Consider the following 20,043-nt stretch of genomic DNA (forward strand, 5'->3'; position numbering starts at 1 on the left):
TTAGCGAACAAGCTCCGATTCTTTAGCTTTGGACTCTTCTGGCAGCTCATCCACGAGAACCGGATTGAAGTCTTCTACCCAAGGAAGTCCCCATTTGTTCAGTTCTTCCATGAATGGATCCGGGTTGAACTCTTCCACGTTGTATACGCCTGGTTTGTTCCACTTGCCTGTCATGACCATAGCTGCACCGATCATTGCCGGAACACCAGTTGTGTAAGAGATCGCTTGGGAACCTACTTCTTTGTAACACTCTTGGTGGTCACAGATGTTGTATACATAATATGTTTTGTCTTGACCGTCTTTTTTACCTTTGAAGATACAACCGATGTTCGTTTTACCTACTGTACGAGGTCCGAGCGATGCCGGATCAGGCAGTACAGCTTTCAGGAATTGCAAAGGAATGATTTGTTTGCCTTCGAACTCGATCGGCTCGATGGAAGTCATGCCTACGTTTTCCAGAGCTTTCAGGTGAGTCAGATAGCTTTGACCAAATGTCATGAAGAAACGGATGCGTTTCAAGCCAGGCATGTTTTTCGCCAGGGACTCCAGCTCTTCATGGTACAACAGGTACATATCTTTTTCGCCGACTTCTTTGAAGTCGTATACACGTTTGATTTCCATCGGTTTGGTTTCAATCCATTCACCATTCTCCCAGTATCTTCCGTTCGCAGAAACTTCACGAATGTTAATCTCAGGGTTGAAGTTGGTAGCAAATGGGTAACCATGGTCGCCGCCATTGCAGTCGAGGATATCGATATATTCGATTTCGTCAAAATAGTGTTTCAATGCGTATGCAGAGAATACGCCAGTTACGCCTGGGTCAAATCCGCTACCCAGCAGTGCAGTAATACCTGCTTTTTCGAAACGCTCTTTGTAATCCCATTGCCAGCTGTATTCGAATTTTGCCGTATCTTCCGGCTCATAGTTTGCTGTATCCATGTAGTTTGTTTTCGTAGCCAGGCAAGCATCCATGATCGTCAGATCCTGGTATGGCAATGCCAAGTTCATTACGATATCCGGTTGGAACTCGTTAATCAATGCAATTAGCTCTTCAACATTGTCCGCGTCCACTTGAGCTGTCGAAATTTTTGTTTTGCCTCCATCCAATTTTGCTTTCAGTTCATCACATTTGGATTTGGTACGGCTTGCGATACAGATTTCTTCAAAAACCTCGCTGTTTTGAACGCATTTGTATACTGCTACAGAAGCCACGCCGCCGGCGCCGATGATTAGTGCTTTTCCCATTTCCTCATTCTCCTATCCCCATAATTAGGATTTTTTAGTTTTGTTTTTTTCGTAAAATTCCAAGACGTTCGCAGTTGTATTGATTCATTATGCAACGTCCACCCGCTCCTGATACAATAAAAAAAGCAAGGTGAAAAATGTCGCATTTTTGCGCACACCATCACACTTGCTTGTCGATATACATCATAAAAAAGACGTGAAGACTCCTTGACCAAAAAAGTCCATAAGAACCCCTTCAGCGGAAAGCTTCTTCATGTATATCAATATTGGATCAGAGTCTATATAGCAAATAATTCGCCTTTACCACTCTTATTGACCGTTTCACAAGTTGATGTGCAGATGCACTGGTTGTAAAGTAACCAACTTATAAAATTTGAGCTTTGAACTCAATCAATAAGGCAACAGAAGTTGCCAATCGGCATTTGACCCGGCTGTCCGTATGGCCTTAACTCCGTAGTAGAAGTGGTCAAAAATTATCTGCTGGAAAGCTCTAATTCATATTGATAAATCAACTTTCCAAAATCACAGGTATTACACTATCAGACGTTTCCCGAAAAATCAAGGGATATTTCAAAATTTATTTTTCAGTTTGTTTTGATCAGGTTTGAACCATTCGTCATAACCTCTAAAATCATCTTCAGCGTTCTTCATTTGAGATCATCGTTTCTGCATAAATATGCTCCCTCATTAATTCAAGCCCACTTCTCGCGCAATTATAGATAAAGTAATGACTGTTATATTTTCACTTTAACCTCTATCCTTCCGTATTGATTTAATCGATATATTCTCCTAATGAAGCCATACTTTTTCGAAAAAATGTTTCTCCATTTGTCTATATAGTTCTCAGACAGCGATTTACGAATAATTCAAACAATTTACGGGGATGTAATCCAAAGAGTATCAAAGCTTGCACTGTGTCTATAAAGTACAAATTTCAAATCGAAATAAAGTGCATATTAATAAACTATTATTGGATATTCATTCAGGCCAAAACTTTGCACAATGAGTAAATTTGCACATTGAGCAAATTGTGTTATGATTATTTTCACAAATGAGATACTTAGATATTATCCTTTAATCCATCTTAAGGAGGTGAACGCATAGGCGGTATAACATTATGAAACGAACGTTGCGACACTTAAAAAAAAAAGCTACAGAAAAAGCACTTGCCGGAGTTGCTTTTAACCTGACGCTGGAGCATGGACTCGATGGATTCACGGTAGAAGATATCGTGCAGCAGGTTGGATGCTCGCGTAGAACATTTGCCAACTACTTTACATGCAAGGAAGAAGCCGTTGCGCTTGGAGCTCTATCTGTGCCAAATACGGCTGAGCTTGAACTTCTGATCACAGAGATTCCGGACCATGCCTCACTGCTGGAAATTATGTATGAACTGGTTAAAATGCAACTCACTTCCGAATTAATTGGCAGACTGCATCAACTTGTCATCTTGTCTCGAACTTATCCCGTGCTTGAACCTCACTACTTGGCTGCGATGCACAGACTGCAAACTCAGGCTCAGGAAACCCTGCTCGACCTGTCGAACGGCCAAAACGACGAGATCTACACGTACTTGCTGATCAGTGCCATTTATGGCACCGTGTTGCCCTTGATTGAAGGAAGACTCAATGTACTGTTGCCTGGAAAGCAAATGCCTGCCGGATCAGGTTCAGACGCAGTCCCTTTTGAACAGTTTATGGAAACGGTGTTTGATCATTTGCGAAAAGGATTTTAAGCCCCTTCTTTTATCTTCTTTTAATCATAATCCACCATCAGAATTGTCATACTTATAATAGAAGGAGTGTAAAAAAGAGAAATGTCTACCTTATTATATAAAATAGGAAAAACCGCTTTTCGCAAACCCGGATATTTCATCATTGGCTGGGTGATCATTCTGGGGATCGTCATCTCCATGATCAGCATCAACGGCATCCATATCAGTTCAGAAATGAAAATTGAAGGAACAGAATCACAGAAAGTTTTGGATCAGCTTGCCAAAGAACTGCCTGCCGCCTCCGGCGGTCAAGGAAGCGTTGTGTTCAAAGCGCCGGACAAAGAGCGGCTGGATACACCTGAACGTACAGCTGCCATTATGAAAGGTGTCAGCGAAGTATATGGGCTGGATAAAGTGATTAATCCAGCCGACTATGCAGCTGCGCAAGCGAACAACTCAGGGGCTTCTGCGGACGCAGCTCAAGCGATGAATATGGCTCAGTCGGCAACGGCCTCTCCGCCTCCATACGGACCATTCATAGTGAACAACGTTCCCGTGCCAGGAGTGTTGATCTCTTCGGATGGAAGCACAGCGCTATTTCAATTCCAATTCACGATTGAACAATCCGCGATTACACAAGATGTGTTTGATTCTGTTATTCAATCGGTCATGAAGGTTGAACAAGGAACACAAATCAAAGTATTGCCTGGTGAAACACTCAAATCGGTGTCCATCGGGGTTGGTTCCGCTGAAATTGTGGGCTTAGTTATCGCGGTAATCGTACTGCTCATTACGCTTGGTTCCGTTGTGGCAGCTGGCCTGCCACTGATCACAGCCCTTCTTGGTGTCGCTATTGGGGTTGGGGGAGCATTCTCGATCTCCAAATTTGTTGATATGCCAAGTGTCACATCCGTTCTGGCTCTAATGGTAGGTTTAGCTGTCGGCATCGACTATGCACTTTTCATCGTCAACCGTCAGCGCCGGATGATTATTGACCAACGCCTGAGTGCACAGGAAGCTACAGCACGCGCAATTGGCACATCAGGCAGTGCTGTATTTTTTGCCGGCTTAACCGTCATTATCGCCCTCTGTGGTATGCTCGTTATCGGACTCACTTTCTTATCCACGATGGCACTTGTCGCAGCTGCCACGGTGCTAATCAACGTATTCGTTGCATTAACTCTGCTACCAGCCTTGCTCGGTCTTGTTGGTGAACGAATCTGTTCGAAGAAAGCTCGTGCGAAAGCTGCCAACTCATCAGAAGTATCAAGTCATGGGGTGGCCAACAGATGGGTAAAATTTGTCATTAAACATCGCTGGGCGACCGTTATTGCGATTATTCTTGTCCTTGGTTTTGCCGCAACTCCAATTACAAAAATGGAAATGGGCATCCCGGGAGCTTCCTCAGCGAATCTGGATACGGATGCAAGACAGAGCTATGATGCCATCTCGAAAGGTTTCGGAGAAGGCTTTAACGGGCCGCTGATCCTGGTGGCTGAACCACGCAATGCCTCTGCCAAAATGACACCAGAGCTTCTGGGCGGACTCGCTATGGAGCTGCAGGGCCAGAATAATGTGGCTCAAGTCTCACCTTTAGGAATGACAGAGGATTTGGCTATTTTCAGTCTCATTCCCAAGACAGGTCCTAACGATCAATTGACCAAGACGTTGGTTAACGACCTGCGGTCAGCAGACTCTAATATGTCCAGGACATATGACGTCAAACTTGGCGTAACCGGACTTACCGCCGTAAATATTGATATGTCCGCCAAGCTGGCTCAGGTTTTCCCGATCTATGTAGGTATCATCATTCTACTTTCATTGATTATCTTGTTGCTTGTGTTCCGCTCGATCATCGTTCCGATCAAAGCAACGATTGGTTTCCTGCTTAGCATTATAGCAACGTTCGGCATGACAACCGCTGTGTTCCAATGGGGCTGGTTGCACTCCCTCTTTGGTTTCGATACAGGCGGCCCGCTACTTAGCTTCATGCCAATTATCGTAACAGGTATTCTCTATGGTCTTGCGATGGATTATCAGGTATTCTTGGTTAGCTCGATGCGCGAATCCTATGTTCATGGTCACCGCGGAACTGAATCCGTCGTACATGGTTATAATCAGGTTAGTCGTGTCGTTGTTGCCGCAGCGGTTATTATGGTTTCCGTATTCGCTGGTTTTATCTTTACTGATGATGTCATGATTAAACAGATTGGGTTTACACTCGCGATAGGTATTTTAGTTGATGCTTTTATCATTCGCATGGCTCTCGTTCCTGCCATTATGGCGATGTTTGGCGATAAAGCTTGGTCTCTTCCGAAATGGCTGGATCGCATCCTTCCTAACCTCGATGTTGAAGGTGAAAAGCTGATTGCTTCCCTCAATGCCCAAAACGAAGTTAAGTCGCAGTCGGGTTCCAAATCATAATGGATCTTCAATAACGAATTTTCAATAATGAATCTTCAATAACAAATCCTAAAGTAAAAGACCTCCTCAGTTCATGAGGAGGTCTTTACTTTAACCCTATTATCTAAAACAAAAACTCACACCCCTAAATACATGCTATAGCATGTATTTAGGGCGCTTTAACATCCTAGCTTAAATTCACCTAATCCTCTCGCACATTCATATACAATTTTTCTAATATGGCTTTGAGCTGTTCGAGTTCCTCGGGTTCTATCCCTCGGGTAACATAGTTATGAGCGTCTTTGACTGTTAACAACAACTTTTGTTTCACTTCTTCCCCTTTTGGAGACAAATACAAATGGTGTGAACGTTTATCTTGATCATTAACAATACGTCGAACCATTCCTTTTCGTTCTAATGAATGAATCATTCGAACGACAGTCGTTTGATCCCGATCGATAGCCTCAGCCAGCTCTTTTTGAGTTGTAGCTTTATCGATATCCATATAAGAAATAATACTCCATTGTTCAGGCGTGACCTCGTAAGGTTTCAATTGTTTGATAAAGTAATTCGTAAGCTTGAGATCCGTCCGGTGAATTAAAAAACCAGTCACATTGTATAAGTCCATTGTTGTACCCTCATTCATCATTTTCTTACACCCAATTATAGGTGATCTGAACGAATGTTACAAACGACACTCATCAAGGAATGAGGCGGCTTTAATGATTGTGTTTAGCTGATTTCTTCAGCGTTTTCAGACACACCCTAATCAATTTCAAATTTATATCCTAATCCCCATATGGTTTTGATCATAGAGGATGAACCCGCCGAAATGTCATCAAGCTTTTCCCGAATTCGTTTGATGTGTGTGTCTACGGTGCGATAGTCCACACTATAATCATAGTTCCATACATGTTGAAGTATATTCTCTCTCGAAAATAACTTATCTGGTGACGTCGCTAAATAAAATAACAATTCGTATTCTTTAGGAGTCAAATGAATCTCTTTTCCTCTGGAAGACAATTTGTGATCCTCTTCCACAATGAAATCACGCAATTTCAATCTTCGATGAGAAGTAAGATTTTCGTTATTCACCCCTTGCATTCTCCGAACGACACTTCTAATACGATGAACGACTTCACGAGGACTAAACGGTTTGGTGACATAATCATCCGCTCCTGACTCAAAACCTCGAATAACATCCTTTTCACTATCTTTTGCAGTTAAGATTAGGATGGGCGTTGTCTTATATTGACGTATTCGTGAGGTTACGAAAAAACCATCCATGCCGGGTAACATGACATCAAGGATCAACAGATCGTAGTCAAAACGAAGTGCTTTCTCCAGACCACTCTCTCCTGTGGTAGCTTCATCTACCTGAAAACCTTCTCTCTCTAGATACAACCGCAGAAGATTTCGAATTCTCAGTTCATCTTCAACAATTAAAATTTGCTGCGATTGCAGTCCCATCTGACGTCTCCTCCTTATTCAGCACTTAAAAGAAATGATACAGTGATACCGTCATACTAAGAACAAACAGAACAATGGCAGGAACGGCCTTTTCGATTGGATCCTTAGCCAAAACAATCAATGTAGAGGCTCCAGCAAGCATTGTACCTGCCAGTAGCAAACCTGCCCAAAATGCAACACCAGGTATCCATATGCCGGCAAGCATACCAATAGCTCCAACAATCTCAAACGATCCGGTCAATACATTAAAAAACGAGGGCAATCCAAAACGTTTGAATTCATCGGCCATCTTCCCCGAAATAATTTTGCTTCCTGTGACCAGGAAAAAGAGGCCTAACAGAACCTGTAAAACCGCAATAAAAATGAACATAACGAGCCTTCTTTCATTTTTTATTACATATAGATCGCAGATCAAATACATGCTATACCATGTATTATGCTTGTAAGTCTGCAATCAAAATATGTTAATTGATTTGCGAGCACCTACATTTTTTATTGCCCGTTTTATTTTGCAATCTATATGCTATGGCATATATTTTGTTTTAAATTTTACATATTGTCAACCTTAATATTAAACTTTATAGAATGACGTCTCTTAGATTCTTTGAAATTTAAAAAAAGGAATTGAATTTTCACAAATTAAGTTATATGCTAATGCATGTTAATTTTAAGATAGGGAGTTTGATGATGAAATGATTATTGATTGGTCAGCAACTTCAATGTATAACACATTGATGTCCGTTGCTACAGGAGTAGCCTTGTTAATGATTTTAAAATTTAGCGCAGACGTATTTCGATCTAAGGTTACTCACTTGGAAGGCTGGGCTGTAGGGTTTGGGATTACCGGATTCATTTTAACCCTTACGGGTGCGCACATGACATTGACGTGGCCTTTATCCAAGGTCGGATTTCCTTTCGATGATATTATTTTCGGTGAACCTGTTTTGGCATTTGGTGCCTTATTATGGGGTGCCACGTTCATTCTTTGGAGAAAATCCAATCAATATCACAAAGCAGGTTTAAACATGGAGGATGCAAACTTAATATCCGGAAAACTTCGAGCTGAATTGCCCTATCTCCTTAGACCACTTTCTTACTTTGCAGCGGCTATGGGACTCGCTCTGATCTCCATCAGCTTCGCAGGGGTTGGTTTTCAGTTATTCGCAGCTCCCCCGGAAGAACCGATCTCAGGCTGGTTTGCTGATTATCCGATGATCGAAGCAACATTTATGTCTCTATTAATTGCCATTACGGGTATTGGAGCATGTATTTTCCCCTTTATTTTAAAAGATAAACCTAATCTCAAGCTAATCCGCACTGTGAAGTACTTGTGGCTTATCGCTGGTATTATTTTTGTTGGTTTTGGAGTTCTTAACTACTTCACCCACATTGGTTTGATTGTTCATACGATGAAATAAACTAAACCAAATAAACCACACTCTAATGTCCTTTAGAACAGCTAATCACTTTCAAGTACATGCTATAACATATACTTGAAAGTGATTTATGTTCTATCTCCATATCCATCGAACTAGAATCAAGCCGTAATGTTCTGCACAGGCCTGCTCAATCGTGCTGAACTACAGGCACTGACAAAAGCCGCAAATAACTTCTGACTGTACCCGTCAACGGCATAACTATACTCCGGATGCCACTGAACTGCGAGTACGAACGAATAGCCGGGCATGACGACAGATTCAACCAATCCATCCTCCGCAATGGCAACAGCCACTAATTGATCGGACAACGTTTTGATGCCCTGATGGTGATAGCTGTTAACCTGAATCTGATCCGTCTGCAAGATATCATGCAGCAGATTATCTTTTTCAATATGTACGGAATGTACGAGATTCGTATACGGGGGTTTTTGTTGGTGAATAACTTTCCGCTCGGCACCCATATCTGTCGGGATATCCTGATATAACGTTCCCCCTAATATTGCGTTAAAGAGCTGTAACCCACGGCATATACCGAAGGCTGGTTTACCGTGAGCTATCACTTTTTGAAAAAGAACAGCCTCCATCCGATCCCGCTCTATACACAACTCGCCACAGACGCTCTGCAACCTTTCATTGTAAAGTTCCGGATTGACATCATGACCGCCGGTAAACAGAAACCCGTCAAAGGCGTTCGCCAGTGTTGTGATCATGTCCTCATCCGTCGTTAATGGCAACATCACCGGTATACCCCCTGAATCTTCTATGGCCTTCATATAGTCAGGAAGCATCCAGTAACTTTTTTTGTCCGTATCATACAAGGGCAGTACCCCAATCATTGGTTTGTTCATCTCAAGCTACCTCCTGCTTTATATTGTATTCAGTGCTTCATTCGTTGTTTAATTGATGTATGTTGTTTTAGATTTATATTCATATGTTTGCTTTATTTTATCAGACTTCCGGTTGAACAAAATGTACAAAATCTTGCATTCCCTTACCCGTTACATTCGTTGTTAGCATTAGGGAAATTAGAGAATAACGCCAAAAAAGCCGCTATTGTAGCGACTCTCTTATGGCGTTATTAAAAGCGAAACTCGTTGAATCAACTGTTGCATCTGGACAGCTGCATGTCAGCCGTTTTAAATAAATTCGCAGTTGAGGCAGAAATTTATACTATGGAAAAGGAGAACTTATACACTTTTTAAATGATACAATTTTTCAGGCAATACCTGCACAAAAGGCGACCATTCCTTCAACGAATATAGATGTAACCTATGCATAGCGCGAGTACAAGCTGTGTAAAGAAGTTTGCGGTCATATTCTTCCCCGTATCGAACTGCGGAGGCATCATATACAAGCACTGCATCGAATTCCACACCTTTGGCAAGGTACACTGGAATAACCATCACGCCCTTCTCAAACTGCTCCGTGTCTTTCGTAATCAGCTTTAGTCCCTCTACGCCGATCTCTCGTAAACGTTCATATGCAAGGTAACTCTCGGCTGCCGTTTTGGTTATGATGGCAATCGAACGGAAACCCTCTGTCTGAAGCGCCTCAACGTCAGATTGGATCAACTCATCACAACGCTCAATCCCTCCTGCTTCTACCCGGATTAAAGCCGGTTTCTGTTCCCTTCTGTCAAAAGCCACAATCTCATTGCCACCCGGTAGCATCGCCCTCGTGAATTCAACAATTTCACGAGTCGAGCGATAGCTCTGGACAAGACGAATAAGTGTTGTTTCTTTGTCTCCATATAGCCCGATTAAAGGAGAATCGACCGCAGCAAGTTCTGTAGCCTGCATATAGATCGCTTGACCGAAATCACCGAGGACCGTCATACGGGCACGAGGAAACAGCTTTTTGAGATATTCATATTGAAACGCCGAATAATCCTGACCCTCGTCAACGAACACATAACGGATATCCGTGTTGATTCTAATGCCTTCGATCATTTCTTTTACATATAAATACGGGGTAGCATCTTCATGGAATAACTTGTTCTGACGCAACATGTCTTTGGTTTGTTTACAGATTTCATCCCAGTGAGGTGGAACTGCCGCTACATTCGTACGTTCTTGATAAGCTACGGCATCTACAAATAGTTGTTCATAAGCTGACTGAACATTGACGAACTTGAACTTTCGTACACGCTTCCTTAACGGCTTGAACGTCTGTTTCACTATTTTTCGCCGTAACAATTCTTCTTCTCGCTCCAGAAAATCAAATGAGCCTTCATCCAGGTCAGGGTGTTTGCCAGAATTCTCCCGTGCTGCATACTGCTCTGCCACTTCGAACACGGCCTTTTCCTTGTGCAGCTTACCGTATGCATCCGCGTAGTCATCCGTGTCGAGGTAATTCAACTCTTCCTCCACCCAATCCGCTTGTCGTTCCTGTTGCTCTAGAATAGCCAGCTGTTTCAGTAACCATTCCTGTAATAACAATATACGACTTGGTAGCGAAAGGTGGATATCATACGTAGAGAATTGTGCCTTCATTTGAGTTGCAGTAATAAACTCACGTTCACGGAACCGGATGCCGATAAAGTTTAACCCTTCCCGTCCAAGCCATTCCCCATAGTTCTTCAAAGCTTTCATAAATTCCGCGGATGCTTTATAGCGAATACCTTCCATACGAGCAGCGTAACTTGGTTGCCCACCAGCAGTAAGCACATATTCCATTTGGTCAAGCGGATCTTCCGGACTCAAACTAGATCCCAGCCAATAATTCAAATACTCCTGAAACGTCGTCTGTTGAATGTTCTCTTCACCTAGCTCAGGCAATACACTCGAGATGTAACTGGAAAACATCGGATTTGGCGAAAAAAGAACCATCTGATCAGCCTTGATCGTCTGGCGATGTTTATATAATAGATAGGCCACTCGCTGAAGCGCAGCGGATGTCTTCCCGCTACCTGCTGCTCCTTGCACAATCAGCATTCGACTGCGATCATCCCGGATGATGGCATTCTGTTCCTTTTGAATCGTTGCTACAATGCTTTTCATCTGAGAATTCGCACCTTTGGAGAGCACCTCCTGGAGCATGACATCCCCGATTGTTTCACTCGCATCAAACATGCCCAGCAACTGACCATCCTGAATTTGAAACTGACGTTTCAGTTCAACCGTCCCCTCGATTTTCCCCATAGGTGTCTCATAATCTGCCGAACCGGAGCCATAGTCGTAATAAAGACTCGCTATCGGCGTACGCCAATCATAAATTAGAAAATTCAACCCTTCTTTGTCCGTAAAAGAAGACACACCGATGTAAATTTGCTCCGTGATACTAAGACCCTTTTCCTTAAAATCAATACGTCCGAAGTAAGGTAAAGGCAACAAACGGTTTACATTTTTCCACTGTTGCAATAACAACTTATGTCCACGTTCTCGCTCAGCCAGAACTCTCGCTTGCTGATTAATTGTATAAAAGGCTTCTTCAAAATCCGTGTATGAACCCGTATTAATCGTGACTTCTTCCCAGAAACGTTTGCGAATTTCGGAGGCCTGATCCGCAAGACCTTCAACTTGGGGTTCAAGTTCATCAAGTCTCGCCTGCAGTTCGTTTCGCACGTGAACTAATCTTTCTTTTTCCAATTGCCACTCGTTCGTTTCTGCCATATCCGTTAACCACACTCCTCAACCCATTTTTTAGATAAAAAAACGCATTGACAAATCGAAGAATTCGATGTATGATTATTATAGAGTAAATAATGATACATCAAATACATATGCCACAAAAATCAACTGCGCTCATGATTATATCACAGCGTATTTTCGCGTTCAATCTTTTTTTGTTATTTACAGTCATGGGACCTCTGCATTTCAAAGCCACAACATTTTAAATGATAACTTACTCTTCTTAAAGCCCTTTGGTATATTCCAAGGGGCTTTATTTTGTTAGGTGCTCTACGTTTCTATACGTAAAGGACTGACTCCTACTCCACATGTTGATCGGATCAGGCAAACTTTTGATTGAAATGAACTACAGTTTCATTAGAGAATCATGACATAATAGAACAGAAAACAGCCATCCTATTAAATATGTGGAATACGTGGCAATTTTGAGTAGAAAGGAAATGTGATTACGATGGAATACGTTAAGCTTGGCAATACAGGACTCGATATCTCGCGCTTCTGTCTCGGATGTATGGGCTTTGGAGACGCCAGTAAATGGGTTCATGAGTGGGTTCTAAATGAAGAAGACTCCCGATCCGTTATTCGTAAGGCACTGGATCTAGGTATTAATTTTTTTGATACGGCCAATATCTACTCTCTCGGGACAAGTGAAGAATATTTAGGACGCGCATTAAAGGACTATGCGAGCCGGGATGAAGTCGTGATTGCGACCAAGGTTCATGGCCGAATGCATGAAGGTCCCAACGGTTCCGGGTTGTCCAGGAAAGCMATTTTAAGTGAAATTGACAAAAGTCTCAAACGACTCGAAACCGATTATGTGGATTTGTATATCATTCATCGCTGGGACTATAACACCCCTATTGAAGAAACAATGGAAGCACTCCATGATGTAGTGAAGTCCGGTAAAGCCAGATATATTGGCGCTTCCGCCATGTTTGCGTGGCAGTTCCAGAAAGCATTATATACAGCGGAGAAAAATGGCTGGACCAAATTCGTTTCGATGCAGAACCATTTGAACCTGATTTACCGTGAAGAGGAACGGGAGATGCTGCCACTTTGCAAAGAGGAAAAGATTGGTGTTACGCCGTATAGTCCACTCGCTTCCGGCAGGTTGACAAGAGATTGGTCTGTGACCACACATCGGTCAGAGACGGATATGATCCAGAAATCAAAGTACAATGCCACAAGTGACGCGGACCGCATTGTTGTCGAACGGGTGGCGGCTATTGCCGAGAAGTATGATGTGCCTCGTACACACATTGCTTTGGCATGGCTGCTTCAGAAAGAGACCGTGACTGCTCCAATTATCGGCGCAACGAAACATTCACATCTCGATGTTGCGGTGGGTGCATTGTCTGTAAAGCTGAATTCAGAGGATGTCGCTTTTCTGGAAGAGCCTTATATTCCGCATCCTGTCGTGGGCGCACAATAAACAACATGGATGGAGCACAATAAAGCTTCTTATGATCCGTCTACGATATGCCACTATGGTGTACGTTCTTCAAAATATCATCGTAACAACAAACAGCCCCTCCTTTCCTTATCCGGAAATGGGGGCTATTGCTGATTCTAATATTTTGTTTGATTCAAAAGCAAAGACGTTGACTAAGCTCTCTTCACCTCTGCACTCTTAAATGGTGCTAGTATCAATAACGAAACGATATTTAACATCTGAAGCAAGTACACGCTTGTATGCTTCATCAATCTGGTCTGCCGAAATAACCTCAATGCTAGGTGTAATATCATGCTCGGCACAGAAATCAAGCATTTCCTGTGTCTCACGTATGCCACCAATCATCGAACCGGCGAATGAACGACGATGTCCGATCAGCGAGAATGCATTGACGGGGAGTGGCTCAGGCGGAGCCCCTACATTAACGAGTGTGCCGTCCAACTTGAGCAGCGAGAAATAAGCATTGATATCAATGCTGGCACTTACTGTATTAATGATCAGGTCTAATGAGCCTGCCAGCTTTTCGAATGTTTCCGGATCGCTCGTTGCGTAGTAATGATCCGCACCAAACTGCAAACCATCTTCTTTTTTGCTTAGCGTTTGGGAGAGAACGGTAACCTCAGCTCCCATCGCATGTGCGATTTTAACCGCCATATGTCCAAGTCCACCCATCCCTACGACTGCAACCTTCTTACCCGGACCAGCACCCCAGTGATGCAACGGAGAATAGGTAGTAATACCAGCACATAACAGCGGTGCAGCAGCATCCAGCTCAATATTGTCGGGAATACGCACCACAAAATCTTCGGTTACCACAATATGTGTGGAATAGCCGCCTTGGGTTGGCTCACCGTATTTGTCTACTCCTGCATACGTTGGAATATTACCTTTCAGGCAGTACTGCTCTTCTCCTTTACGGCAATTCTCACATTCGCCGCAAGAGTCGACCATACATCCAACGCCTACTCGGTCGCCTACTTTATATTTTTTTACACCACTACCTACTTCGGTCACAATACCGGCAATTTCGTGGCCAGGTACGAGCGGATAATTGACGGGTCCCCACTCCCCATGAGCGGTATGAATATCCGAGTGGCAGATACCGGCAAACTTAATCTCAATTAATACATCCGTGGTATCCAGATCACGGCGGTTAATTTCTGCGGAACGGAAAGCTTGATCGGGTCCATCCACGGCTCTGGCTTTAGCTGTAATCAATAGTATAACCTCCTCATGATTTTGGAATCCTCTTTATCTTACGCCCTATAGTTAACTCTAGGTCAAATGTTTTGCTCTACTTTTTTTTAAATAGAGTGCATTTTGACATCACTCCAGACCACATGATAAAATTCACTCGCATCAAAGAAAGCGGTATACCATACCAGCTTTCATCTTGATCTGATCTAGAACTGAAAGGAACAAACTCGATATGACATATTCCATTAGTGAAGTCGCTAAAAAATTGGATCTGACTGTGTATACATTGCGCTATTATGACAAAGAGGGTCTCATGCCCTTCGTCGAACGCAATTCGACCGGAACGAGGCAATTCAAGGACTCCGATATTGATTTCCTAAAAATAATCCAATGTCTGAAAGCTACCGGAATGCCTATCAAGGATATCCGAGAATTCATAGCCTGGTGCTCGGAAGGTGATGCAACCTTGCATCAGAGGTATGACATGTTTACCGAGCRCAAAGCCAGCGTCGAGGCTCAGATGGAGGAACTCAGGAGAACAATGGCCGTTATTGAGCATAAGCGCAGTTATTATCAGCAAGCCATTGAAGCTGGAACGGAGAACATTCATAAAACTGTACTGGCTCCTAAGCCTGAGCACGCAGCAAGCTCCTAGCGTTAAACGAAAGGATCTTATCCTATGACTATGCCATATCAGCAGCAGTTAGATGAACTCGCCAGACTTATACATCAGCACACGGTCAATGAAGGTGTCAATTCAACCGAACTTCCCTCTCTTTCTTTGATTCGTGAATCTGACATCACTGAGCCAATCTTCAGGTTGAACGAAGCTTCTTTTTGTATCGTCGTCCAGGGTCAAAAGGAAATGCTGCTCGGACAAGAACGCTTCCAGTACGGACCTGGCAGCTATATTGTAGCTACGATGGATCTGCCTGTAAGCGGCCAAGTAATAGAGGCTTCGCCTGTCGCTCCTTATCTCGCATTAAAGCTTGAATTCACAAACAGTGAAATTCTGGAGGTAGTTCAACATACCCGTCTCTCCCCAAAATCGAACGATGATACCAGACGAGCCATGTATGTCAGTAAAACCTCTCCAGAACTGCTGAATGCCGTGATTCGATTAGCTCAGTTGCTTGAAGGGGACACGGAGGATATCTTCATGCTCTTCCCGTTGTTTAAAAAGGAGATTTTATACAGAGTGCTCAAAGGACCCCAGGGCAGTGCACTGAGGCAGATGGCACAAGAAGGATCACACACGTATCGTATTCGTAACGTGATCGAACACATCGTGACACATGTTAGACTGCCCGTCCGGATTGAAGAACTGGCAGAGCTGGCGAATATGAGCCAGGCTTCCTTCCATCGTCATTTTAAAGCCGTCACTGCGATGAGCCCACTTCAGTTCATCAAACAACTGCGTTTACAAGAAGCTCGTCGTCTGTTAATGTCTCAAGCTGTGGACGCATCAGAGGCTGCTTATCAGGTTGGATACGAGAGCCCGTCACAATTCAGCCGTGAGTATTCCCGCTTGTTTGGTTGTCCTCCAATGGAAGATATTAAACGATTGAGAGGAAGTTTGTACTAATATCCTCCCCTGACGTTATCTCGATCCACGTAAAGAGGCTCCCACCTAAACGGTGAGAGCCTCTTTTTTCGCTCGCTTCATACTCTTCTAAATACAGTCTCCCTACTGAAACTACTTGGATGCCGAAAGTAAGCTATCCGTAATAAATTTAAGTTGTCCTTCCAACGATACCGGATCGTTATAGGTGTCAGACGATGGATCTAACTGAAATACATGATTGGCTTTCACAGCCGGGAGGTTTTTCCACAACGTATTTTCATATACCTTCTTGGCATCACTTTGATCTCCAGACCACGGGCTGGTGAAAATAATGTCCCCTGCATACTCCGACAGCACCTCCATTGAGATAGAAGCCCAGCCTGTTCCGCTATCAATCGCTTCCGCTTGGGCCTTGGTTGGTGCTTTAAGTCCAAACTCGCCGTAGATGATCTCACCCCCGCGACCATAATTATGACCGAACACAAATAACCCTTTTTCATATGGGTTCAAAATGGATACGGTACGATTGCCTACAGCAGCTAAGACTTTTGGCTTCAGCTCGTTAATCTTAGCACTCCATTGGGTAACCCACGCTTTGGCCGCATCTTCTCTGTTCGTGAGTTTGCCCATCTCCAGCATCAAATCTTTGTAATTGCGCTTACCGTATTCCATCTGCACAACAGGTGCAATCTGTGACAGCTTGTCGATGCCTTCTGTACCTGTGTACACAAAAATCAGATCAGGTTTCAAAGCAAGCAGCTGCTCTGGCGTAGGCGCCTGTTCACCTAAATCTGTTGTTCCTTGTGCAGCAAGTTGCTCTTTGATGTATTTGTTATTCATCGCGCCTGAATTTGCTCCAACGACAGGAGCATCCAGTGCTACAAAGTATCCTGTAGAGAAGGCTGTCAGATCTACAATCCGCTTGGGATTTTTCGGCACTTGTACTTCACCAGCGTCAGACTGGAATGAAACCATCTCTTCCTCTGAACCTGCTCCAGTGTTGGTCGAAGCATTTGAGTTGTTACCTGTCTTGCTTCCAGCATCCGAAGAAGCATTTGTCTGATCTGCTCCATCTGTAGCTGTATTTGAAGCAGACTGACCGCATGCACTCAGGATGAGCACGAACACCAACGCCATCATCATCCATATTGAACTTCTTTTCGTACTACGCAAAAATAACCCCACCTTTAATGTATTGGATTCAATACTATAAATGATATTGATAATCGTTATCAACGATATCACGACTCTATCTTTTTGACAATACAAGTTTAATATTTTCATTCCGAACTTCGTCTACTCCTTGCAAAAATAGCACTTCCCTTACATTTCTACTGGAAATTTCATTCCAAACTTGCCATCTAGTAAGTTAAAAGGCTATCATCATTAGAGTGGATAGAGAGATTTAACAAAGAGAATGATTTTAGAACATGATTTTTGAGAATGTAGAGAAATGTTTCAAGGAGGACAAGATGGATCAGATTATACTGTGGTTAAAGTACTTTTTTTTGGGTATTGTTCAAGGGGCAACGGAGCCGATTCCGGTCTCCTCCAGCGGTCATCTAATTATTGCCCAGCGACTAATGGGACTGAAGCAAAATGGCCTTTCGTTTGAAATTTTGACGAACACCGCTTCATTAATTGCCATTGTTTTTATTTTTCGGGAAGACATCATGAAGCTGATTACCGGTGGATGGGGTTACTTGCGTACCCGCAAACCGGAATATCGGGCAGACTTTATGTTTTGCTTATATATCGTCATCGGTACGATTCCTGCTGCCGTTGCTGCAGTACTGTTCAAGGATCAGATTGAGAGCATCTTCTCATCTGTTTATACGGTTGCAGTGGCCCTGCTAATTACGGGTGTAGCCCTCTGGCTTATTCGTAATCTGCGCGGCCGCAAACAGGACGGCGATTTGAAGATGAAAGATGCTGTGCTGGTTGGACTCGCCCAGGCGGTTGCACTTATTCCTGGAATCAGCCGTTCGGGTGCTACCGTTATTTCGTCCATTGCAGTAGGCATGAAACAGGAAACGGCGTTAAAGTTCTCCTTTATGCTTTACATCCCGATCAGTATCGGCGGTGTGATTCTGGGAGCTTCAGATATAGCGCATGATCCTAACCGTGCTCAGCTCGCTATTCCTTACCTGATCGCGTTTATCACGACACTGGTCGTTACCTATTTCTCGATGAGATGGTTTATGGGCATTATGGCCAGAGGCAATCTGAAGTATTTTTCATATTACTGTTTTGCGGCAGGAACATTGTTACTTATCTTTTTATAAAAGAGATTCTCTATACACAGCAAAGGGACAACTATCGCGGTTGTCCCTCTTTTATTAGGATTCATRACAACCGTATCTTTTGGCAGTCCCTATTCGTTTACTTAAGAAATGTAAAGATCTATTGAAACTTGTGATTAGGAGGTTTGATATTGATGTTAATTTCGAAAGGAATCCAGCTGCTTGAACTCGATTTCGAAGGGGTTATGATTCATCCTGTTCTGATATGGGATGAAGAAACAGCCGTGTTAATTGATTCCGGTTTTCCGGGACAATATGACGATTTATGTCTTGCATTAGAGAAGATAGGCGTGCCGATCAGCCAACTAAAAGCAGTGATTTTGACGCATCAGGATGTGGACCATATAGGCTGTCTTCCCGAGATTTTGCAGGAGTGTGGTACGGGGGTCAGGATATATGCACACGAACTGGATAAGCCGTATATTGAGGGACATCTCCCACTCCTCAAAGACGACCACCTGGAACATCCTCCAAAAGGCAAGATTGATGAAACTGTAACGGATGGTCAGGAGCTGCCGTTTTGCGGCGGAATTCGCGTTATTCACACGCCTGGGCATACTCCTGGTCATATCAGTCTTTATTTAATGCGTAGCAAAACGCTCATTGCCGGAGATTCCATGTACAGTGTTAACGGCCAGCTTGGAGGTATTCACGTTCCGACTACACTGGATGTAGAGGCAGCGCGCTTCTCCTTGAAAAAATATCTGGAACTCGACATTTCATCCGTAATTTGTTATCACGGTGGTCTCAGTGATATGCATATAAAGGAACAGATCTCACGGCTGATTTAGAATTAAACAATGCCGATTCCGGTTTATATTTTCATATATTAAGGTTTGGCATACTGTAAAATGGCTGTCGCCGCTTGYACTCGCAGCACTTCTTCTTCGCTTTGCAGGGCTTCTTTCAGTACTTGAAGTGCCGCTTGAATCAATGCTTCATCCACAATTGCTGTGAGAGCGTTGCTTGCTTCGGCTGCATTGCTGACTGCAAGCGCGCGATCCAGCTGAGCTTCAGATACAGGATGCTCAAACTTCACGAGGATGGATGATGTATTCCACAAAGCTTGGACTTTATCGTTCAATTCTGCGAGTGGAATACGTCCTAACCAAGTGACTCCCCGACGGTGACAGATCAATTCATCTTCAGCACCTAAGGAGTCGTCGTAATAATAATCTCCGATATCCCCTACATAGGCCCATTCCTCATCCCTTATTATGACGTAGTCCCCATCCTGCATCAGGTTAGCAAACATATGTAGTGTTGCAAGTGTATTTGTACATTCCGTCTCCCCCAGGCCATAACGTTGAGCCAGTTGTTCTTTCCATTGCTCCGGTGGCGTAAGCTCAAGGTCCCCTAGACCAGACCAAGGGATGCCAATGAAGTTATCTTCCAGAAATGATGTTGTCCTGTTGAAGCCTTGCAATGTAGTTTGGATATGATACAGATTCATTCGTGTTCCTTCCTTTCACTCATTCATATGAACATAACTAGTCATTGTAACATCAGCGGTGTCACTTTCAAATTTACACATTCTTTAACTCATGCCAAACCTTTTTTTGTTATATCCTAAGGCTATAACTAGATATAATATAAGGGAATTACGTTATAACCGTGTATTTGTGA

Annotated in this window: 17 protein-coding genes; 8 read left to right on the top strand and 9 right to left on the bottom strand. The window is 43.3% G+C overall.

Annotated elements, in window-relative coordinates:
- The gene (locus AB4Z30_RS03530; RefSeq protein WP_441923338.1) at positions 1-1,245 is read right to left on the bottom strand and encodes a saccharopine dehydrogenase family protein; all 1,245 of its coding nucleotides are present in this window, start codon (positions 1,243-1,245) and stop codon (positions 1-3) included.
- A 1,117-nt stretch (positions 1,246-2,362) separates the two neighbouring features.
- Between AB4Z30_RS03530 and AB4Z30_RS03535 the strand changes: the two genes are divergently transcribed.
- Positions 2,363-2,980, top strand: coding sequence for a TetR/AcrR family transcriptional regulator (locus AB4Z30_RS03535; RefSeq protein ID WP_441923339.1), 618 nt, complete (start codon positions 2,363-2,365; stop codon positions 2,978-2,980).
- Positions 2,981-3,061: 81 nt separating this feature from the next.
- A complete protein-coding gene (locus AB4Z30_RS03540) occupies positions 3,062-5,383 on the top strand; it encodes an MMPL family transporter (protein WP_441923340.1) in 2,322 nt (773 codons plus the stop codon).
- A 181-nt stretch (positions 5,384-5,564) separates the two neighbouring features.
- Here the strand turns inward: AB4Z30_RS03540 and AB4Z30_RS03545 are convergent, their stop codons facing one another.
- From AB4Z30_RS03545 to AB4Z30_RS03555, 3 genes are all read right to left on the bottom strand, one after another.
- On the bottom strand, positions 5,565-5,990 hold the full coding sequence (locus AB4Z30_RS03545; RefSeq protein ID WP_441923341.1) for a MarR family winged helix-turn-helix transcriptional regulator: 426 nt from the start codon (positions 5,988-5,990) through the stop codon (positions 5,565-5,567).
- 137 nt (positions 5,991-6,127) lie between these two features.
- Positions 6,128-6,832 carry a response regulator transcription factor gene (locus AB4Z30_RS03550; protein ID WP_441923342.1) on the bottom strand — a complete coding sequence of 235 codons (705 nt, stop codon included), beginning with the start codon at positions 6,830-6,832 and terminating at the stop codon, positions 6,128-6,130.
- A gap of 25 nt (positions 6,833-6,857) precedes the next feature.
- Positions 6,858-7,202 (bottom strand): DoxX family protein, encoded by a 345-nt coding sequence (locus AB4Z30_RS03555; protein WP_441923344.1) that lies wholly within the window; start codon positions 7,200-7,202, stop codon positions 6,858-6,860.
- A 322-nt stretch (positions 7,203-7,524) separates the two neighbouring features.
- Here AB4Z30_RS03555 and AB4Z30_RS03560 point away from each other — a divergent pair, with 322 nt between their 5' ends.
- A complete protein-coding gene (locus tag AB4Z30_RS03560; protein WP_441923346.1) occupies positions 7,525-8,250 on the top strand; it encodes a DUF981 family protein in 726 nt (241 codons plus the stop codon).
- A 119-nt stretch (positions 8,251-8,369) separates the two neighbouring features.
- Here the strand turns inward: AB4Z30_RS03560 and AB4Z30_RS03565 are convergent, their stop codons facing one another.
- Together AB4Z30_RS03565 and helD are read right to left on the bottom strand one after the other, a co-directional pair.
- A complete protein-coding gene (locus AB4Z30_RS03565; RefSeq protein ID WP_441923348.1) occupies positions 8,370-9,119 on the bottom strand; it encodes a gamma-glutamyl-gamma-aminobutyrate hydrolase family protein in 750 nt (249 codons plus the stop codon).
- A 339-nt stretch (positions 9,120-9,458) separates the two neighbouring features.
- The gene (gene helD / locus AB4Z30_RS03570) at positions 9,459-11,882 is read right to left on the bottom strand and encodes an RNA polymerase recycling motor HelD (protein WP_441923350.1); all 2,424 of its coding nucleotides are present in this window, start codon (positions 11,880-11,882) and stop codon (positions 9,459-9,461) included.
- A gap of 469 nt (positions 11,883-12,351) precedes the next feature.
- Here helD and AB4Z30_RS03575 point away from each other — a divergent pair, with 469 nt between their 5' ends.
- Complete coding sequence (locus AB4Z30_RS03575; RefSeq protein WP_441923352.1) at positions 12,352-13,332, top strand: aldo/keto reductase; 981 nt, start codon at positions 12,352-12,354, stop codon at positions 13,330-13,332.
- A 198-nt stretch (positions 13,333-13,530) separates the two neighbouring features.
- On the opposite strand, the gene AB4Z30_RS03580 is transcribed toward AB4Z30_RS03575, so the two are convergent.
- Positions 13,531-14,571 (bottom strand): NAD(P)-dependent alcohol dehydrogenase, encoded by a 1,041-nt coding sequence (locus AB4Z30_RS03580; protein ID WP_441923354.1) that lies wholly within the window; start codon positions 14,569-14,571, stop codon positions 13,531-13,533.
- A 211-nt stretch (positions 14,572-14,782) separates the two neighbouring features.
- On the opposite strand from AB4Z30_RS03580, the gene AB4Z30_RS03585 reads away from it, so the two are divergent.
- Both AB4Z30_RS03585 and AB4Z30_RS03590 read left to right on the top strand, forming a co-directional pair.
- Complete coding sequence (locus AB4Z30_RS03585) at positions 14,783-15,205, top strand: MerR family transcriptional regulator (RefSeq protein ID WP_441923356.1); 423 nt, start codon at positions 14,783-14,785, stop codon at positions 15,203-15,205.
- 24 nt (positions 15,206-15,229) lie between these two features.
- Complete coding sequence (locus tag AB4Z30_RS03590) at positions 15,230-16,135, top strand: AraC family transcriptional regulator N-terminal domain-containing protein (protein WP_441923358.1); 906 nt, start codon at positions 15,230-15,232, stop codon at positions 16,133-16,135.
- 111 nt (positions 16,136-16,246) lie between these two features.
- On the opposite strand, the gene AB4Z30_RS03595 is transcribed toward AB4Z30_RS03590, so the two are convergent.
- Positions 16,247-17,287: an ABC transporter substrate-binding protein gene (locus tag AB4Z30_RS03595; protein WP_441923359.1), complete on the bottom strand. Its 1,041-nt coding sequence runs from the start codon at positions 17,285-17,287 to the stop codon at positions 16,247-16,249.
- A 299-nt stretch (positions 17,288-17,586) separates the two neighbouring features.
- On the opposite strand from AB4Z30_RS03595, the gene AB4Z30_RS03600 reads away from it, so the two are divergent.
- Positions 17,587-18,399 (top strand): undecaprenyl-diphosphate phosphatase, encoded by an 813-nt coding sequence (locus AB4Z30_RS03600; RefSeq protein WP_434751232.1) that lies wholly within the window; start codon positions 17,587-17,589, stop codon positions 18,397-18,399.
- A 152-nt stretch (positions 18,400-18,551) separates the two neighbouring features.
- Entirely contained in the window at positions 18,552-19,208 is a 657-nt protein-coding gene (locus AB4Z30_RS03605; RefSeq protein WP_441923360.1) for an MBL fold metallo-hydrolase, read from the top strand.
- Positions 19,209-19,246: 38 nt separating this feature from the next.
- On the opposite strand, the gene AB4Z30_RS03610 is transcribed toward AB4Z30_RS03605, so the two are convergent.
- Positions 19,247-19,870 carry a hypothetical protein gene (locus tag AB4Z30_RS03610; protein ID WP_441923362.1) on the bottom strand — a complete coding sequence of 208 codons (624 nt, stop codon included), beginning with the start codon at positions 19,868-19,870 and terminating at the stop codon, positions 19,247-19,249.
- Positions 19,871-20,043 lie beyond the last annotated feature (173 nt).

The organism is Paenibacillus sp. 2TAF8, from assembly GCF_052114825.1.
Lineage (GTDB): Bacteria > Bacillota > Bacilli > Paenibacillales > Paenibacillaceae > Paenibacillus.